At 69.7% G+C, this 16,716-nt stretch carries 23 protein-coding genes; 22 read left to right on the plus strand and 1 reads right to left on the minus strand.

Translation table 11 applies throughout. The features are described from left to right. The first annotated feature begins 1 nt into the window (after position 1). From rplX to glmM, 22 genes are all read left to right on the plus strand, one after another. A complete protein-coding gene (rplX, locus tag MUN74_RS13345; RefSeq protein WP_244852823.1) occupies positions 2-361 on the plus strand; it encodes a 50S ribosomal protein L24 in 360 nt (119 codons plus the stop codon). Then, a complete protein-coding gene (gene rplE / locus MUN74_RS13350) occupies positions 361-945 on the plus strand; it encodes a 50S ribosomal protein L5 (protein WP_244852825.1) in 585 nt (194 codons plus the stop codon). The genes rplX and rplE overlap by 1 nt, the downstream gene beginning before the upstream one ends. Before the next feature lie 189 nt (positions 946-1,134). Next, a complete protein-coding gene (gene rpsH, locus MUN74_RS13355; protein ID WP_231430105.1) occupies positions 1,135-1,533 on the plus strand; it encodes a 30S ribosomal protein S8 in 399 nt (132 codons plus the stop codon). A gap of 6 nt (positions 1,534-1,539) precedes the next feature. Continuing rightward, complete coding sequence (gene rplF / locus MUN74_RS13360; RefSeq protein ID WP_244852827.1) at positions 1,540-2,076, plus strand: 50S ribosomal protein L6; 537 nt, start codon at positions 1,540-1,542, stop codon at positions 2,074-2,076. Positions 2,077-2,078: 2 nt separating this feature from the next. Then, positions 2,079-2,438 carry a 50S ribosomal protein L18 gene (gene rplR, locus MUN74_RS13365; RefSeq protein ID WP_244852829.1) on the plus strand — a complete coding sequence of 120 codons (360 nt, stop codon included), beginning with the start codon at positions 2,079-2,081 and terminating at the stop codon, positions 2,436-2,438. Then, positions 2,435-3,133 carry a 30S ribosomal protein S5 gene (gene rpsE, locus MUN74_RS13370; RefSeq protein WP_305038252.1) on the plus strand — a complete coding sequence of 233 codons (699 nt, stop codon included), beginning with the start codon at positions 2,435-2,437 and terminating at the stop codon, positions 3,131-3,133. Before rplR ends, rpsE begins: the two co-directional genes overlap by 4 nt. Further along, positions 3,133-3,318: a 50S ribosomal protein L30 gene (rpmD, locus tag MUN74_RS13375; protein WP_022889741.1), complete on the plus strand. Its 186-nt coding sequence runs from the start codon at positions 3,133-3,135 to the stop codon at positions 3,316-3,318. The genes rpsE and rpmD overlap by 1 nt, the downstream gene beginning before the upstream one ends. Further along, entirely contained in the window at positions 3,318-3,998 is a 681-nt protein-coding gene (gene rplO / locus MUN74_RS13380) for a 50S ribosomal protein L15 (protein WP_244852831.1), read from the plus strand. The genes rpmD and rplO overlap by 1 nt, the downstream gene beginning before the upstream one ends. A 133-nt stretch (positions 3,999-4,131) precedes the next feature. Further along, complete coding sequence (gene secY / locus MUN74_RS13385; RefSeq protein WP_244852833.1) at positions 4,132-5,457, plus strand: preprotein translocase subunit SecY; 1,326 nt, start codon at positions 4,132-4,134, stop codon at positions 5,455-5,457. Continuing rightward, a complete protein-coding gene (locus MUN74_RS13390) occupies positions 5,454-6,095 on the plus strand; it encodes an adenylate kinase (protein ID WP_244852835.1) in 642 nt (213 codons plus the stop codon). Before secY ends, MUN74_RS13390 begins: the two co-directional genes overlap by 4 nt. Positions 6,096-6,144: 49 nt before the next feature. Continuing rightward, positions 6,145-6,927, plus strand: coding sequence for a type I methionyl aminopeptidase (gene map, locus MUN74_RS13395; protein ID WP_244856454.1), 783 nt, complete (start codon positions 6,145-6,147; stop codon positions 6,925-6,927). A gap of 150 nt (positions 6,928-7,077) precedes the next feature. Then, entirely contained in the window at positions 7,078-8,682 is a 1,605-nt protein-coding gene (gene ptsP / locus MUN74_RS13400; protein WP_244856455.1) for a phosphoenolpyruvate--protein phosphotransferase, read from the plus strand. 195 nt (positions 8,683-8,877) lie between these two features. Then, complete coding sequence (gene infA / locus MUN74_RS13405) at positions 8,878-9,099, plus strand: translation initiation factor IF-1 (RefSeq protein ID WP_011186713.1); 222 nt, start codon at positions 8,878-8,880, stop codon at positions 9,097-9,099. 68 nt (positions 9,100-9,167) lie between these two features. Next, the gene (rpmJ, locus tag MUN74_RS13410; RefSeq protein WP_008361054.1) at positions 9,168-9,281 is read left to right on the plus strand and encodes a 50S ribosomal protein L36; all 114 of its coding nucleotides are present in this window, start codon (positions 9,168-9,170) and stop codon (positions 9,279-9,281) included. A gap of 200 nt (positions 9,282-9,481) precedes the next feature. Further along, positions 9,482-9,862: a 30S ribosomal protein S13 gene (gene rpsM, locus MUN74_RS13415; protein WP_231430112.1), complete on the plus strand. Its 381-nt coding sequence runs from the start codon at positions 9,482-9,484 to the stop codon at positions 9,860-9,862. Positions 9,863-9,894: 32 nt separating this feature from the next. Continuing rightward, positions 9,895-10,293: a 30S ribosomal protein S11 gene (gene rpsK, locus MUN74_RS13420; RefSeq protein ID WP_022889749.1), complete on the plus strand. Its 399-nt coding sequence runs from the start codon at positions 9,895-9,897 to the stop codon at positions 10,291-10,293. A 127-nt stretch (positions 10,294-10,420) separates the two neighbouring features. Continuing rightward, a complete protein-coding gene (locus MUN74_RS13425; protein ID WP_204395444.1) occupies positions 10,421-11,407 on the plus strand; it encodes a DNA-directed RNA polymerase subunit alpha in 987 nt (328 codons plus the stop codon). A gap of 46 nt (positions 11,408-11,453) precedes the next feature. Next, on the plus strand, positions 11,454-12,005 hold the full coding sequence (gene rplQ, locus MUN74_RS13430) for a 50S ribosomal protein L17 (RefSeq protein WP_244852836.1): 552 nt from the start codon (positions 11,454-11,456) through the stop codon (positions 12,003-12,005). Between the two features lie 143 nt (positions 12,006-12,148). Next, positions 12,149-13,096 carry a tRNA pseudouridine(38-40) synthase TruA gene (truA, locus tag MUN74_RS13435; protein WP_244852838.1) on the plus strand — a complete coding sequence of 316 codons (948 nt, stop codon included), beginning with the start codon at positions 12,149-12,151 and terminating at the stop codon, positions 13,094-13,096. Positions 13,097-13,265: 169 nt separating this feature from the next. Further along, a complete protein-coding gene (gene rplM / locus MUN74_RS13440) occupies positions 13,266-13,712 on the plus strand; it encodes a 50S ribosomal protein L13 (protein WP_056734989.1) in 447 nt (148 codons plus the stop codon). A gap of 44 nt (positions 13,713-13,756) precedes the next feature. After that, entirely contained in the window at positions 13,757-14,242 is a 486-nt protein-coding gene (rpsI, locus tag MUN74_RS13445; protein ID WP_148733841.1) for a 30S ribosomal protein S9, read from the plus strand. A 21-nt stretch (positions 14,243-14,263) separates the two neighbouring features. Next, on the plus strand, positions 14,264-15,625 hold the full coding sequence (gene glmM / locus MUN74_RS13450; RefSeq protein WP_244852840.1) for a phosphoglucosamine mutase: 1,362 nt from the start codon (positions 14,264-14,266) through the stop codon (positions 15,623-15,625). Between the two features lie 63 nt (positions 15,626-15,688). Here the strand turns inward: glmM and coaA are convergent, their stop codons facing one another. After that, on the minus strand, positions 15,689-16,645 hold the full coding sequence (gene coaA / locus MUN74_RS13455) for a type I pantothenate kinase (RefSeq protein WP_244852841.1): 957 nt from the start codon (positions 16,643-16,645) through the stop codon (positions 15,689-15,691). Positions 16,646-16,716: the final 71 nt, after the last annotated feature.

Here is a 16,716-nt window from a genome sequence, read left to right on the forward strand (position 1 = left end):
CATGGCCAACATCAAGAAGGGCGACCTGGTTCAGGTCATCTCCGGCCGCAGCCAGGCTCGCGGCGGAGACCGCGGCAAGCAGGGCAAGGTGCTCGAGGTGCTCGTGGACCAGAACCGCGTCATCGTCGAGGGCGTCAACTTCGTCACCAAGCACGTTCGCGTCGGCCAGACGCAGCGCGGCACGAAGACCGGCGGCATCGAGACGCAGGAGGCGCCGATCCACGTGTCGAACGTCGCGATCGTCGACCCCGAGTCGAAGAAGCCGACCCGCGTCGGCTTCCGCATCGAGCAGGTGACGAAGGACGGCGTCACGAAGACCGTCCGCGTCCGCTACGCCAAGAAGTCAGGTAAGGACCTGTAATGACCGACACGGCAACGCAGGCTGGCAAAATCCAGCCGCGACTGAAGACCAAGTACCGCGGCGACATCGCCAAGGCCCTCACCGAGCAGTTCGAGTACTCGAACCCGCACCAGGTGCCCGGCCTCGTGAAGATCGTCGTGAACATGGGTGTCGGCGAGGCCGCCCGCGATGGCAAGGTCATCGACGGCGCGATCGCCGACCTCACCAAGATCACCGGCCAGAAGCCGCAGGTGACCAAGGCCCGCAAGTCGATCGCGCAGTTCAAGCTGCGCGAGGGTCAGCCGATCGGTGCGCACGTGACGCTCCGCGGCGACCGCATGTGGGAGTTCCTCGACCGCCTGCTCTCGCTCGCACTGCCCCGCATCCGCGACTTCCGCGGCCTCAGCGACCAGCAGTTCGACGGTCACGGCAACTACACCTTCGGTCTCACGGAGCAGAGCGTGTTCCACGAGATCGACCAGGACAAGATCGACCGCGTCCGCGGCATGGACATCACCGTGGTGACCACCGCCTCGAACGACGACGAGGGTCGCGCGCTGCTCAAGGCGCTCGGCTTCCCGTTCAAGCAGGTCGACGCCGCGTAAGTCCTACATGTAGTAGGATCTACGAGTTTGTGCTTCGAGCCAGCCGGCTCCTGCAGCCCCGGTCTCCCGGGACTGAGGGGGCCGGCCGGCCCGGAGCATCCGGCCCCACGCAATCGCTGGGGCCACCACCACAGGTCGGTCCCCGTGTAACGGGTCCTGAAACCTGGTGAACGTAAGGAACGAATCGTCATGACGATGACCGACCCGGTCGCTGACATGCTGACCCGTCTGCGGAACGCGAACTCCGCACACCACGACTCCGTGTCGATGCCCCACTCCAAGCTCAAGGGCCACATCGCCGAGATCCTCAAGACCGAGGGCTACATCGCCGACTTCGAGGTCGCCGACGCTCGCGTGGGCAAGACGCTCACGCTGAAGCTCAAGTTCGGCCCGAACCGCGAGCGCTCGATCGCCGGTATCAAGCGCGTCTCGAAGCCCGGTCTCCGCGTCTACGCGAAGTCGACCGAGCTGCCCAAGGTGCTCGGCGGCCTCGGCGTCGCGATCCTGTCCACTTCCAGCGGTCTGCTCACCGACCGCCAGGCCGAGAAGAAGGGCGTGGGTGGGGAAGTCCTCGCCTACGTGTGGTAATCAGCTATGTCGCGTATTGGACGACTTCCCATCGACATCCCCGCCGGCGTCACCGTGACGATCGACGGCCAGGATGTGACCGTCAAGGGCCCCAAGGGTGAGCTCGCGCTCACCGTGGCCGCCCCGATCGTGGCCAAGGTCGAGGAGAACCAGGTCGTCGTGACCCGTCCCGACGACGAGCGCGCCTCGCGTTCGCTGCACGGCCTCACCCGCACGCTCATCGCCAACGACATCATCGGTGTGACCGAGGGCTACTCCAAGGGGCTCGAGATCGTCGGAACCGGTTACCGCGTCGCGCAGAAGGGCAGCGCGATCGAGTTCGCGCTCGGCTTCTCGCACCCTGTGACCGTCGAGGCGCCTGCCGGCATCACCCTGACCGTCGAGGGCAACAACAAGCTCACGGTCGCGGGCATCTCGAAGCAGGCCGTCGGCGAGACCGCCGCCAACATCCGCAAGATCAAGAAGCCCGAGCCGTACAAGGGCAAGGGCATCCGCTACGCCGGCGAGGTCGTGCGTCGCAAGGCCGGAAAGTCAGGTAAGTAATCATGGCTGTGAAGAGCAAGACGGCCGCGCGTTCGCGTCGCCACACCCGCCTTCGCAAGAAGATCGTCGGCACGGAGGTCCGCCCCCGTCTCGTCGTCACCCGTTCGGCCCGCCACGTCTTCGTGCAGGTCGTCGACGACGCCAAGGGTCGTACCCTCGCGTCGGCGTCGACGATGGAGGCCGACCTCCGCGCGTTCGACGGTGACAAGACCGCCAAGGCCAAGAAGGTCGGCGAGCTCGTCGCCGAGCGTGCCAAGCAGGCCGGCATCGAGGCTGTCGTGTTCGACCGCGGCGGCAACAAGTACGCCGGTCGCGTCGCCGCGATCGCCGATGGAGCGCGAGAGGCAGGGCTGAGCCTGTGAGCGAGAACACTGTGAAGGAGACCGAGGTGACCGCAGAGGCACCCGTCGAGACGGCTGCGGCTTCGGAGCCGGCCCGCAACGAGCGCGACTCGCGCCGTGGCGGCCGCGACCGCAACCAGGGCGGCCGCGACCGCGGCGGCCGTGACGCCGAGAAGAGCCAGTTCCTCGAGCGCGTCGTCACCATCAACCGCGTGTCGAAGGTCGTCAAGGGCGGCCGTCGCTTCAGCTTCACGGCGCTCGTCGTCGTGGGTGACGGCAACGGTCTCGTCGGCGTCGGCTACGGCAAGGCGCGCGAGGTCCCGACCGCGATCTCGAAGGGCGTCGAGGAGGCGAAGAAGAACTTCTTCCGCGTCCCGCGCGTCGGCACGACCATCCCGCACCCCGTGCAGGGCGAGGCCGCTGCCGGTGTCGTGCTCCTGCGTCCGGCCGCCCCCGGTACCGGTGTCATCGCCGGTGGTCCGGTGCGCGCCGTGCTCGAGTGCGCCGGCATCCACGACGTGCTGTCGAAGTCGCTCGGCTCGTCGAACACGATCAACATCGTGCACGCCACGGTCGAGTCGCTGAAGCAGCTCGAGGAGCCGCGCGCCGTCGCCGCCCGTCGTGGTCTCGACTACGACGAGGTCGCGCCCGCGCGCCTCATCCGTGCCGAGGCACAGGCGGCCGAGGCCGCTGCAGCAGCGAAGGCAGGTGCCTGATGGCCAAGCAGCTCAAGGTGACCCAGATCAAGTCCAAGGTGAGCGAGAAGCAGTACCAGCGTGACACGCTGCGCAGCCTCGGGCTCAAGCGAATCGGCCAGTCGGTCGTGCGTGAGGACACCCCGCAGAACCGCGGGTACGTCAACACCGTCGCTCACCTCGTGAAGGTTGAGGAGATTGACTAATGGCTGACGAGAAGAACGTCGCCGAGGAGACCCCGAAGAAGGCTCCGGCCAAGAAGGCGCCCGCCAAGGCGGCTGCCGACAAGGCTCCGGCCGAGAAGGCTCCCGCGAAGAAGGCGCCCGCCAAGGCCGCCGCTGCCAAGGCCGACGCTGCGTCGACCGAGTCGGGGAAGGCCGAGAAGGCTCCCGCGAAGAAGGCTCCCGCGAAGAAGGCGGCCCCCAAGGCCGACGTCGCGGAGAAGCGCGAGCAGGTCCTGAAGGTGCACCACCTGCGCCCCGCGCCCGGTGCCAAGAAGGACAAGACCCGCGTCGGTCGCGGTGAGGGTTCGAAGGGCAAGACCGCCGGTCGCGGCACCAAGGGCACGAAGGCCCGCAACACGGTGCGCCCCGGCTTCGAGGGCGGCCAGCTGCCGTACCACATGCGTGCGCCGAAGCTGCGCGGGTTCAAGAACCCGTTCCGCGTCGAGTACCAGGTGGTCAACCTCGACAAGCTCGCCGAGCTCTACCCGTCGGGTGGCGACGTGACCGTCGCCGACCTCGTCGAGAAGGGCGCCGTGCGCAAGAACGAGCGCGTCAAGGTGCTCGGCAACGGCGACGTGCAGGTCAAGCTCAACGTGGCCGTCGACAAGGTCTCCGGCTCGGCCGAGCAGAAGATCGTCGCCGCCGGCGGCTCGGTCAAGTAAGGCCGGCACCACGATTGGTTCGAGCCAGTCGGGACCTCGCGTAGGATAAGCGGGGTCTCGACTGGCTCGAGTCGTATAACCATTCAACTCCGCGCGCCGCACCGGCGCACAGCGCGGAGCTACAGGAGGACGAGTGTTCAACGCCATCGGGCGGATCTTCCGCACGCCGGATCTTCGCCGCAAGCTCGGGTTCACGCTGGGCATCGTGGCCCTGTTCCGGCTCGGATCCTTCATCCCCGCGCCGTTCGTCGACTTCGGCAACGTGCAGCAGTGTCTCGCGGCCAACGCCGCCGCGGGCGCGACGGGGCTCTACGACCTCGTCAACCTCTTCTCGGGCGGCGCCCTGCTGCAGCTCTCGGTCTTCGCGCTCGGCATCATGCCGTACATCACCGCGTCGATCATCGTGCAGCTGCTGCGCGTCGTGATCCCCCACTTCGAGACCCTCTACAAGGAGGGCCAGGCGGGCCAGGCGAAGCTCACGCAGTACACCCGTTACCTCACGATCGCGCTCGGCGTCCTCCAGTCGACGACGCTCATCACGGTCGCCCGCTCGGGTGCGCTCTTCCCGACGGCCGACCCGGCCTGCTCGGCGCTCATCACGAATGACGCGTGGTACGCGATCCTGCTCATGGTCATCACCATGACCGCCGGTACCGGCCTCATCATGTGGATGGGCGAGCTCATCACCGAGCGCGGCATCGGCAACGGCATGTCGCTGCTCATCTTCACGTCGATCGCCGCGCAGTTCCCCGGCTCGCTCTGGGCCATCGGCATCGCGCGCGGCTGGGACGTCTTCGCGATCGTGATCCTCGTGGGCCTCGCGATCGTCGTGGCGGTCGTGTTCGTCGAGCAGTCCCAGCGGCGCATCCCCGTGCAGTACGCCAAGCGCATGGTGGGCCGGCGTACGTACGGCGGCAACAACACGTACATCCCGATCAAGGTCAACATGGCCGGTGTCGTGCCCGTCATCTTCGCCTCTTCGCTGCTCTACCTGCCGGCGCTCATCGCCCAGTTCAACCAGGCCAAGCAGGGCGAGGACCCGCAGGCCTGGGTCGTCTGGATCACGAACTACCTGACCAAGGGCGACCACCCGCTCTACATGCTCCTGTACTTCCTGCTCATCGTCGGGTTCACCTACTTCTACGTGGCGATCACCTTCAACCCCGACGAGGTGTCGGAGAACATGAAGAAGTACGGCGGCTTCATCCCCGGTATCCGCGCCGGCCGCCCGACCGCCGAGTACCTCGACTACGTGCTCACGCGCATCACCGCGCCGGGCTCGATCTACCTGGGCCTCATCGCGCTCATCCCGCTCATCGCGTTCTCGATGGTCGGGGCGAACCAGAACTTCCCGTTCGGCGGCGCGTCGATCCTCATCATCGTCGGTGTCGGCCTCGAGACGGTCAAGCAGATCGACGCCCAGCTCCAGCAGCGCCACTACGAAGGACTTCTCCGATGACCCCCGGCTCCACGAACGACGCAGCCGCCGGCAGCTCCGCCCGCCTCCTGATCGTCGGCCCGCAGGGCTCCGGCAAGGGGACCCAGGGCGTGCTCGTCGCGGCGGCGTTCGGGGTGCCCCAGGTGGCCACCGGTGACATCTTCCGCGCGAACGTCGCCGGCGGCACCGAGCTCGGCAAGCGGGTGCAGGCCATCATCGAGGCGGGCGACCTGGTGCCCGACGCGCTCACGAGCGAGCTCGTGCGCGACCGGCTCGAGCAGGCGGATGCCGCGACCGGATTCCTCCTCGACGGCTACCCGCGCAACCGGGGCCAGGTCGACGACCTCGACGCGTTCCTCGCCTCGCGCGGCGAATCGCTCGACGCCGTGATCGAGCTCGAGGTCCCGCGCGACGAGTCGATCCGCCGCATCCACCAGCGAGCGGTCGAGCAGGGGCGCACCGACGACACCGAAGAGGTCATCGCCAACCGTCTCGCGATCTATGAGCGCGAGACGGCGCCGATCCTCGACGTGTACCGGGCGCGTGGACTCGTCGTGCGCATCGACGGCGTCGGCACGCTCGCCGACGTCACGTCGCGCATCTTCGAGGCGCTCGCGGCCCGGGGCCTCGCTCCGCGCCACCCCGGCGCCGCGGCCTGATCGCGTGTTCCGCCGCTCCATCTACAAGTCGCCCGCCGACCTCCGTGCGATGGTCGCGGCCGGGCGAGCCACCGCTGGGGCACTCGCCGAGGCGCGACGCCGTCTCGTCCCCGGTGCGACGGGCCTCGAGCTCGATGCCGCCGCGGAGCAGGCGATCGTCGCCGCCGGCGGCCGCTCGAACTTCAAGCTCGTGCCCGGCTATCGCCACACGCTCTGCGTGTCGGTGAACGACGACGTCGTGCACGGCATCCCGGGCGACCGGCCGTTCCGCGCCGGTGACCTCGTGTCGGTCGACGGCGGAGCCGACGTCGACGGCTGGAACGGCGACTCGGCCTTCAGCCTCGTCATCCCCGATCCGTCGAGACCCGAGATCGTCGCCGCGCGCGAGGAGCTCTCGCGCGTGACCGAGACGGCGCTCTGGCACGGCATCGCGACCCTCGCGCGGGCCTCCCACCTCAACGAGGTCGGCGCTGCGATCGAGGAGTACGTGAACGGGCAGGGCGAGTACGGCATCCTCACCGACTACGTCGGCCACGGCATCGGGCGTCAGATGCACGAGGAGCCGCCCGTGTTCAACTACCGGGTCGACCGCAGGGGGCCCGCCGTCAAGCCTGGGCTCGTCGTCGCGATCGAACCGATGATCGTCGCCGGCGCGGTCGACACCTTCGTTCGTGACGACGACTGGACGGTGACCACCGCCGACGGCGCCGACGCGGCGCACTGGGAGCACAGCGTCGCCGTGCACGCGGGCGGCATCTGGGTGCTCACCGCCGAGGACGGCGGTGCCGCGGGGCTCGCGCCGTACGGCATCGCTCCGGTGCCGATCGTCTGATCCGCGTTCCGCCCCCGCCGAACGTGGCGGGGGATAGGGTGATCGGGGGAGCATCCGCGGGTGTCCCCGACGACTCGGACCGGGGGTGCGCAGGTGGAGGTCATCGGAACGGGCATCGGTCGAGGCGTCGCCGTCGGCCCTGTCGCCTGGATGGCCGCACCGCAGCCCGAGCCCGATTCCGTGCCGAGCGCGATCGGGCGGGACGCGGAACTCGCCCGTGCCGAGTCCGCGGCGGCGGCCGTCGCCGCGGAGCTCCGTCGGCGCGCCGCGGGGCTCGACGGCGCGGCGCACGACGTCCTCGAGGCGCAGGCGCTCATCCTCGAGGACCCCGCCGCGCGGGCCGGCGTCTCCGAGCGCCTCGACTCGGGCGTGACGGCCGAACGCGCCGTGTTCGAGGCGTTCGCCGCCTACCGCGACTTGCTCGCCGGCATGGGCGGGTACGTCGCCGGCCGCGCGTCGGACCTCGACGACCTCGCGCAGCGCGTCATCGCGGTGCTCCGCGGCGTCACCGCCCCCGGCGTGCCGCACCCGGGCCACCCGTTCGTGCTCGTCGCCCACGACCTCGCGCCGGCCGACACCGCGACGCTCGACCTCGACGAGGTGCTCGCGATCGTGACCGTCGAGGGCGGTCCGACCTCGCACACCGCCATCCTGGCGCGGGAGAAGGCGCTCGTCGCCGTGGTGGGTGCCGCGGCGGCGACCTGGCTCGTCGAGGGCGAGACGGTCATCGTCGACGCCGACGCCGGGCGCGTCGTGCGCGAGCCCGACGCCACCGCGATCGCCGCGGTCTCGGAGCGGCGCGCACGGCTCGCCGCGGAGGCCGCAGAGCCGAGCGCACCCGGACGACTGGCCGACGGGACGCCGGTGCCGCTCTATGCCAACCTGGGCGATCCCGCCGGTGCCGCCGACGCGGTCGCGCTCGGTGCCGAGGGCGTCGGGCTCTTCAGGACCGAGTTCCTCTTCCTCGACGCCGACGACGCTCCGTCGCGGAGCGAGCAGCAGGGTGCGTACGAGCAGCTGTTCACCGCGTTCGCCGGACGCCCGGTCACCGTGCGGGTGCTCGACGCCGGCGCCGACAAGCCGCTCGCGTTCCTCGGGGTACGCCACGAGGAGAATCCCGCGCTCGGGGTGCGCGGCATCCGCGCCCTGCGACGTGCCGAGCCCGTGCTGCGCGACCAGCTCGCGGCCCTCGCGGACGCCGCCGCGCGGCATCCGGTCGACCTCAGGGTCATGGCCCCGATGGTCGCGACCGCCGAGGAGGCGCGCTACTTCGCGGCACTCGTGCGTGAGGCGGGCCTCCCGTCGGCCGGCGTCATGATCGAGGTGCCCGCCGCGGCGCTCACCGCGCGCCACGTGCTCGCGGCCGTCGACTTCGCGTCGATCGGCACCAACGACCTGACCCAGTACACGATGGCCGCCGACCGCGAGCTCGCGGGGGCGGCCGAGCTCCAGGACCCGTGGCATCCGGCCGTGCTCCGGCTGGTCGCGGAGGTGGGCGACGCCGGCGCCGCGCTCGGGCGCCCGGTCGGCGTGTGCGGCGAGGCCGCGGCCGACCCGTTGCTCGCGGTCGTGCTCGTCGGACTCGGGGTGACGAGCCTCTCGATGTCGGCGTCGGCGCTGGCCGGCGTCCGTGCCGGTCTCGCGAAGGTCACCGCGTCGGACGCGCGACGCATCGCCCGCGCTGCGTCGGCCGCCGAGGATGCCGCGACCGCGCGTGCCGCGGCCGCCGACGAGGCCGCATTCGTGCAGGACTGACCGCGTCCCGACGTCCGAGAGCGGCTCGACTGGCGAAACCGCCGGAAATGTCCTAAAGTTGACCCTTGGTGTTCTGTCCGCCTGTCTCGGCGTGCCCGACGACCCGACCTCACGGCCGGGATGCGGTCGCCCGAGCATCGCGTGTGCAGCATCATCGCACGACCAGCATCCCCAACTCCAAGCGATAGTGAGGCTATGGCCAAGAAAGACGGCGTCATCGAGATCGAAGGCTCGGTCATCGAGGCTCTCCCGAACGCGATGTTCCGGGTCGAGTTGACCAACGGTCACAAGGTACTCGCGCACATCTCAGGAAAGATGCGCCAGCACTACATCCGCATCCTCCCCGAGGACCGCGTGATCGTGGAGCTGAGCCCGTACGACCTGACCCGCGGCCGCATCGTCTACCGCTACAAGTAAGGGCTGCCGGAAAGTAACGGCCCGCGGCACCCCGCGGGCACGAGGACAGCGAACCAAGAGGAACCACTGTGAAGGTCAACCCCAGCGTCAAGAAGATCTGCGACAAGTGCAAGGTCATCCGCCGCCACGGCCGCGTGATGGTCATCTGCGAGAACCCGCGCCACAAGCAGCGCCAGGGCTAGTCGCTCGACGCCGGGGCGCGCCGCGTGCGCGCCCCGCAGCACACAACTGAATACGAATCGGCACTGCCAGAACCGTTGCCGGGAGCTCGATACGGTCGCTTCGCGACCTGCTCGATCACCGGGACGGGGACACCTCGGGACGGAGGCCCGGGCACCGGCAGTGCTCCACACCTCCACTTCGAAACAGGAGAAGCCAACACATGGCACGTCTGGCAGGAGTCGACATCCCGCGCGAGAAGCGCGTGGAGATCGCACTGACGTACATCTACGGCGTCGGCCGCACTCGCGCGCTGACGACCCTCGCGGAGACCGGCATCGACGGCAACATCCGCGTGAAGGACCTCACCGACGACCAGCTCGTCGCCCTTCGTGACTACATCGAGGGCAACTTCAAGGTCGAGGGCGACCTCCGCCGCGAGGTGGCCGCCGACATCCGCCGCAAGGTCGAGATCGGCTCGTACGAGGGTCTGCGCCACCGCCGCGGCCTCCCGGTCCGCGGTCAGCGCACCAAGACCAACGCTCGCACCCGCAAGGGCCCGAAGCGCACCGTCGCCGGCAAGAAGAAGCCCGGCCGCAAGTAACCGCTCGTCGCCAGATCTAGGAGATTTCACACATGGCAGCACCCAAGGCGGCTACTCGCAAGCCGCGCAAGAAGGAAAAGAAGAACATCGCCGTGGGCCAGGCCCACATCAAGTCGACGTTCAACAACACGATCGTCTCGATCACCGACACCAACGGTGCCGTGATCAGCTGGGCCTCCTCGGGCGGCGTCGGCTTCAAGGGCTCGCGCAAGTCGACCCCGTTCGCCGCGCAGCTCGCCGCAGAGTCGGCCGCGCGCCAGGCGCAGGAGCACGGCATGAAGAAGGTCGACGTGTTCGTCAAGGGCCCCGGCTCGGGCCGTGAGACCGCGATCCGCTCGCTCCAGGCCGCAGGCCTCGAGGTCGGCAGCATCAACGACGTGACGCCGCAGGCGCACAACGGCTGCCGCCCCCCGAAGCGCCGCCGCGTCTAGTTCTCCACGCCGCGGGTCGGCCGGAACCACGGTTCCGGCCGGCCACGCGGCATCCGTTCTCTCACAACTCAAGATCCTCGACCTCGCAGGTGTCATATAGCGGACACCCTGCCGAAAGGAATCAACAGTGCTGATCGCACAGCGCCCGACGCTCACCGAAGAGAACATCTCGGAGTTCCGTTCGCGTTTCGTGATCGAGCCCCTCGAGCCGGGCTTCGGTTACACCCTCGGCAACTCGCTTCGCCGTACCCTCCTCTCCTCGATCCCCGGCGCGGCCGTGACGAGCATCCGCATCGACGGCGTGCTGCACGAGTTCTCGACGGTTCCGGGTGTGAAGGAGGACGTCACCGAGATCATCCTCAACATCAAGAACCTGGTCGTCTCCAGCGAGCACGACGAGCCCATCACCGCGTACCTCCGCAAGCAGGGCGCCGGTGAGGTCACCGCCGCCGACATCTCGGCTCCGGCCGGTGTCGAGGTGCACAACCCCGAGCTCGTCATCGCGACGCTCAACGACTCGGCGAAGTTCGAGCTCGAGCTCACGATCGAGCGCGGCCGCGGCTACGTCTCGGCCTCGCAGAACCGCAACGAGTACTCGGAGGCCGGCCAGATCCCGGTCGACTCGATCTACTCGCCGGTGCTCAAGGTCACCTACCGCGTCGAGGCCACCCGTGCCGGTGAGCGCACCGACTTCGACCGCCTCGTGGTCGACGTCGAGACGAAGCCGGCGATCTCGCCGCGCGACGCCATCGCCTCGGCCGGTCGCACGCTCACCGAGCTGTTCGGCCTCGCCCGCGAGCTCAACACCGCGGCAGAGGGCATCGAGATCGGCCCCGCGCCGGTCGACGCCGTGCTCTCGAGCGAGCTCTCGATCCCGATCGAGGACCTCGACCTGTCGGTGCGCAGCTACAACTGCCTGAAGCGCGAGGGCATCAACACGGTGTCGGAGCTCGTCGCCCTCAGCGAGTCGCAGCTCATGAACATCCGCAACTTCGGCCAGAAGTCGGTCGACGAGGTCAAGGACAAGCTCACCGAGATGGGCCTGTCGCTGAAGGACTCGGTTCCCGGCTTCGACGGCGCCCACTTCTACACGGGCTTCGACGACGAGAACTAAGCCACTGCGGCTGCCCGACCCCCTCACTACCTGGAGATAACGAACCATGCCGAAGCCCACCAAGGGCCCCCGCCTCGGAGGCGGACCCGCGCACGAGCGACTCCTGCTCGCGAACCTCGCGGCTGCGCTCTTCACGCACAAGAGCATCACCACCACCGAGACCAAGGCCAAGCGGCTCCGCCCGCTCGCCGAGCGCCTCATCACCTTCGCGAAGCGCGGCGACCTGCACGCCCGCCGTCGCGTGCTCGCCGTGATCGGCGACAAGGCCGTCGTGCACGAGCTGTTCGCGGTCATCGCCCCGCAGGTCGCCGACCGTGAGGGCGGCTACACCCGCATCACGAAGATCGGCAACCGCAAGGGCGACAACGCGCCCATGGCGGTCATCGAGCTCGTGCTCGAGCCGGTCGTGAAGAAGCAGCGCGCCGCGAAGCCCGCTGCCGCGCCGGTCGCCGACGAGGCGCCCGCCGCCGACGAGACGGCTGCCGACGAGGTCGTGACCGAGGCCGAGGCCGCGGTCGACGAGGCCGCCGGCGCCGAGGCGTCGGAGGAGTCGACCGAGGCTCCCGCCGAAGAGGCTGAGGCGGCCGAGGCCAAGTAAGCCTCGCGTCCCACCCCGAACGGGCCCCTGTGCACAGCGCACAGGGGCCCGTTCGCGTCGGTGCCATGAGCATCGTCGGCGATCCGCAGGGCGCACGCGACTCGCCGCCTGCACGGCGGCGTCGCGCCCGTAGGCTGAAGGTCATGAACGAGACGGATGCCGCAGGCACGACACCGCCCGCGACGGTCGACGTGGTGCGCATCCGGCTCGACATCGCGTACGACGGCACCGCCTTCAAGGGCTGGAGCCGCCAACCGGGCCTGCGCACCGTGCAGGGCACCGTCGAGGTCGCGCTCGCGACGCTCTTCCGCCGAGAGCACGTCGCACCGCGGCTCACCGTCGCCGGCCGCACCGACGCGGGCGTGCACGCGCTCGGCCAGGTCGCCCACCTCGACGTGCCGGCCGACGCGCTCGCCGCGGTCACCCGGCCCCGGCGGGGCGACGCCTCGAGCGGCCGGGCGGCCGACCCGGCCGCGGTGCTGCTGCGACGCGTCACCGGCATCCTCGGTGCGGGGGAGGCCGACGTCGTGGTCACCGACGCCGCGCTCGCCCCCGCCGGCTTCGATGCGCGCTTCTCGGCGGTCTGGCGCCGCTACGAGTACCGCATCGCCGATGCCGCGGCGCGGCGCGATCCGCTCGCCCGGAACCGCACGGTCTGGCACCCCCGCGAGCTCGACGTCGACGCGATGCACCGCGCCGCGAGCCGTCTGCTCGGTCTCCACGACTTCGCGGCCTTCTGCAAGCCGCGCGAGGAGGCGACGACGATCCGCACGCTGCAGCGGTACGGCTGGCGGCGGGGCGAGGACGGCGTGCTCGTCGCCACGCTGCAGGCCGACGCGTTCTGCCACTCGATGGTGCGCGCCCTCGTCGGCGCGTGCGTCGCCGTGGGGGAGGGCAAGCTCGCCGACGACGACCCGGAGCGCCTCCTCGCCGCAGCCGAACGCACGAGCGCGTTCAAGGTGATGCCTGCGAAGGGACTCGTGCTGACCGAGGTCGGCTACCCCGACGACCACGAGCTCGAGGCACGGGCCGCGCAGACCAGGGCCCGGCGCGAACTGCACGTGAGCGGCATCCCCGATCTCGTCGAGTAGCCCGGATTCTGCAACACGGGCCGAAGCTGGTAAGCTCTCCCTTTGGTGCCGAACACTGCGTCGGCACCCGATGTTGAGCCCTCCACCGAGGCGTTCGCGCGCATCGCGCACGAACACCCCACGGAGTGGGATTCACGAACCCCTCACTCGATCAGAAAGCAGCACTTCCGTGACGCGCACCTACACCCCGAAGTCGAACGAGATCCAGCGCGACTGGGTCGTCATCGACGCGACCGACATCGTCCTCGGTCGTCTCGCCAGCCACTCCGCAGCCCTGCTGCGCGGCAAGCACAAGCCGATCTTCGCGAACCACGTCGACACCGGTGACTTCGTCATCATCGTGAACGCCGACAAGGTGGCCCTCACCGGCCAGAAGCTCGAGCAGAAGAAGGCGTACCGCCACTCGGGCTACCCGGGCGGCCTCAAGGCGGTCGGCTACGCCGAGCTCCTCGAGAAGAACCCCGTCCGCGCCGTCGAGAAGGCGATCCGCGGCATGCTCCCGAAGAACTCGCTCGGCCGTCAGCAGCTCAAGAAGCTGAAGGTCTACGCCGGCCCGGAGCACCCGCACGCGGCTCAGCAGCCGAAGCCGTACACCCTCACCCAGGTCGCCCAGTAAGCCCGGCGCACTCGACCTTCTCGAACTAAGGATTCACAACCACCATGGCGAAGATCGCAGACCAGATCGACCAGGCTCCTGAGAGCTACACGACCGAGAGCGCCCCGGCGGCAGCTCCGGCCACCCCCCGCCCCGTCCTCAACGTCTCGGGTGCGGCCGTCGGCCGCCGCAAGCAGGCCATCGCCCGCGTGCGCGTCGTCCCGGGCGCCGGCACCATCACGGTGAACGGCCGCGAGTTCGCGGACTACTTCCCGAACAAGCTGCACCAGCAGCTCATCACCGACCCGTTCACGGTGCTCGAGCTCACCGGCTCGTACGACGTGATCGCCCGCATCACCGGCGGCGGCCCCTCGGGCCAGGCCGGCGCGCTGCGCCTCGCGATCGCTCGTGCGCTCAACGAGATCGACCGCGAGAACAACCGCCCGACCCTCAAGAAGGCCGGCTTCCTCACGCGCGACGCCCGCGTCATCGAGCGCAAGAAGGCCGGTCTCAAGAAGGCCCGCAAGGCTCCCCAGTTCTCGAAGCGCTAAAGCTTCGGCGAGCCTTTCCGTATGCCTCGGCTTTTCGGAACCGACGGGGTCCGGGGCCTGGCCAACCGTGAACTCACGGCTGACCTGGCCCTGGGCCTGTCGCAGGCGGCTGCGGCCGTCCTCACGCAGGGTCGTCACGCCGACGAGAACCGTGCGGCGGGCAGGCGTCCCGTCGCCGTCGTCGCACGCGACCCCCGCGTCTCCGGTGAGTTCCTCACCGCCGCGGTCTGCGCGGGCCTCGCGAGCTCCGGCGTCGACGTGCTCGACGCCGGGGTCATCCCGACGCCCGCGACCGCCTTCCTCATCGACTCGATCAGGGCCGACTTCGGCGTGATGATCTCGGCGTCGCACAACCCGGCGCCCGACAACGGCATCAAGTTCTTCTCGTTCGGCGGCACGAAGCTGCCCGACGAGGTCGAAGATCGCATCGAGTCGTACCTCGGCAAGCAGAAGCTCGCACCGGTCGGCGACGGCGTCGGCCGCATCCGCCGCTTCTCCGACGCCGAGGACCGCTACGTCGTGCACCTGCTCGGCACGCTGCCGAACCGCCTCGACGGCATCAAGGTCGTGCTCGACTGCGCCCACGGCGCAGCGGCGGGCGTCTCGCCCGAGACCTTCAAGGACGCCGGCGCGGAGGTCATCGTCATCGGGGCCGACCCCGACGGCATGAACATCAACGACGGCGTCGGGTCGACCCACCTCGAGCAGCTGCAGGCGGCCGTCCTCGAACACGGCGCCGACCTCGGCATCGCCCACGACGGCGACGCCGACCGCTGCCTGGCGGTCGACGCCGACGGCGAGGTCGTCGACGGCGACCGCATCATGGCGATCCTCGCGCTCTCGATGAAGGAGCGCGGCCATCTGACCGACGACACGCTCGTCGTCACCGTGATGTCGAATCTCGGGCTCAAGCGGGCGATGGCCGAACACGGCATCCGCATCGTCGAGACCAAGGTCGGCGACCGGTACGTGCTCGAGGCGCTCGGCGAGGGCGGCTTCGCGCTCGGCGGCGAGCAGTCGGGCCACGTCATCATGAGCGAGTTCGCCACGACCGGCGACGGCGTGCTGACGGGCCTCCACCTGGCGGCCGAGATGGCGCGCACGGGCAAGTCGCTCGCCGAGCTCGCCTCGGTCATGACGGTGTACCCGCAGGTCCTCGTGAACGTTCGCGGGGTCGACCATCACGCGCTCGGCGCGAACGACGGCATCGCGGCGGCGGTCAAGGCCGCCGAGGCCGAGCTCGGCGACTCGGGCCGCGTCCTGCTGCGGCCGTCGGGAACCGAGCCCATGGTGCGCGTCATGGTCGAGGCGGCCGAGCAGTCGGTCGCCGAGCGACACGCGGCGACGCTCGCCGGCGTCGTCGAGGCCGAGCTCGCACTGTAGCCACGAACGCTTCCCTCGATCGCCCGCTTCCGGATGGAGGCGGGCGATCGCCGTTCCAGGGACTCAGAGCTTGCGCAGCAGCACGCTCGACACGGTGTGGTCGGCGCTCTTGCGCAGCACGAGCGAGGCCCGCGAGCGCGTCGGCCTGATGTTCTGCAGCAGATTCGGCTCGTTGATCGAGTGCCAGATCTCGCGCGCCCGATGCCGCGCCTCGTCCTCGGAGAGCGAGGCGTAGCGATGGAAGTACGAGCGCGGGTTCGCGAACGCACCGCGCTGCAGCTTCAGGAACCGCTCTTCGTACCAGCGGGCGATGTCGCTCGTGCGCGCGTCGACGTAGATCGTGAAGTCGAAGAGGTCGCTGACCGCGAGGCGGTGCCCGGGCCCCGGGGGCTGCAGCACGTTGAGGCCCTCGACGATGAGCACGTCGGGACGGCGCACCGTGACCTGGGCGTCGGGCACGATGTCGTACGCGAGGTGCGAATAGAAGGGAGCCCGCACCTCGGCTGCGCCCGCCTTCACCTCGCTCACGAAGCGCAGCAGCGCGCGCCGGTCGTACGACTCTGGGAAGCCCTTGCGGGCCATGAGCCCGCGACGCTCGAGCTCGGCGTTCGGGAAGAGGAAGCCGTCGGTCGTGACGAGCTCGACCCGGGGGGTGTGCTCCCACCGCGCGAGGAGCTCGCGCAGGAGGCGGGCGATCGTCGACTTGCCGACCGCGACCGACCCGGCGACGCCGATCACGAACGGCGTCGACTCGAACCGCTCGCGCAGGAACTCGCTCGTCACCTTGTGCAGCGACTTCGTGCCGCCGACGTACAGGTTCAGCAGGCGGCTGAGTGGCAGGTAGACCTCGGCGACCTCGGTCGGGTCGAGGGGCTCGCCCAGGCCGCGGAGCTTGACGAGCTCGGTCTCGGCCAGCGGCGACGGCATCGATGGCGCGAGCGCCGCCCAGTCGGAGCGATCGAGTTCGACGAACGGCGAGATCTGTGCGGCATGCGACGACGAGCTCTGCGGATCCGGCACCGTGCCAGTGTAGTGCGGGGGCCGGGTGCACCCGGCCCCCGGCTCCGGGAATTCGCGCAGTCGCCCGCCGG

This window comes from Agromyces sp. H17E-10 (assembly GCF_022919715.1).
Classification (GTDB): Bacteria; Actinomycetota; Actinomycetes; order Actinomycetales; family Microbacteriaceae; genus Agromyces.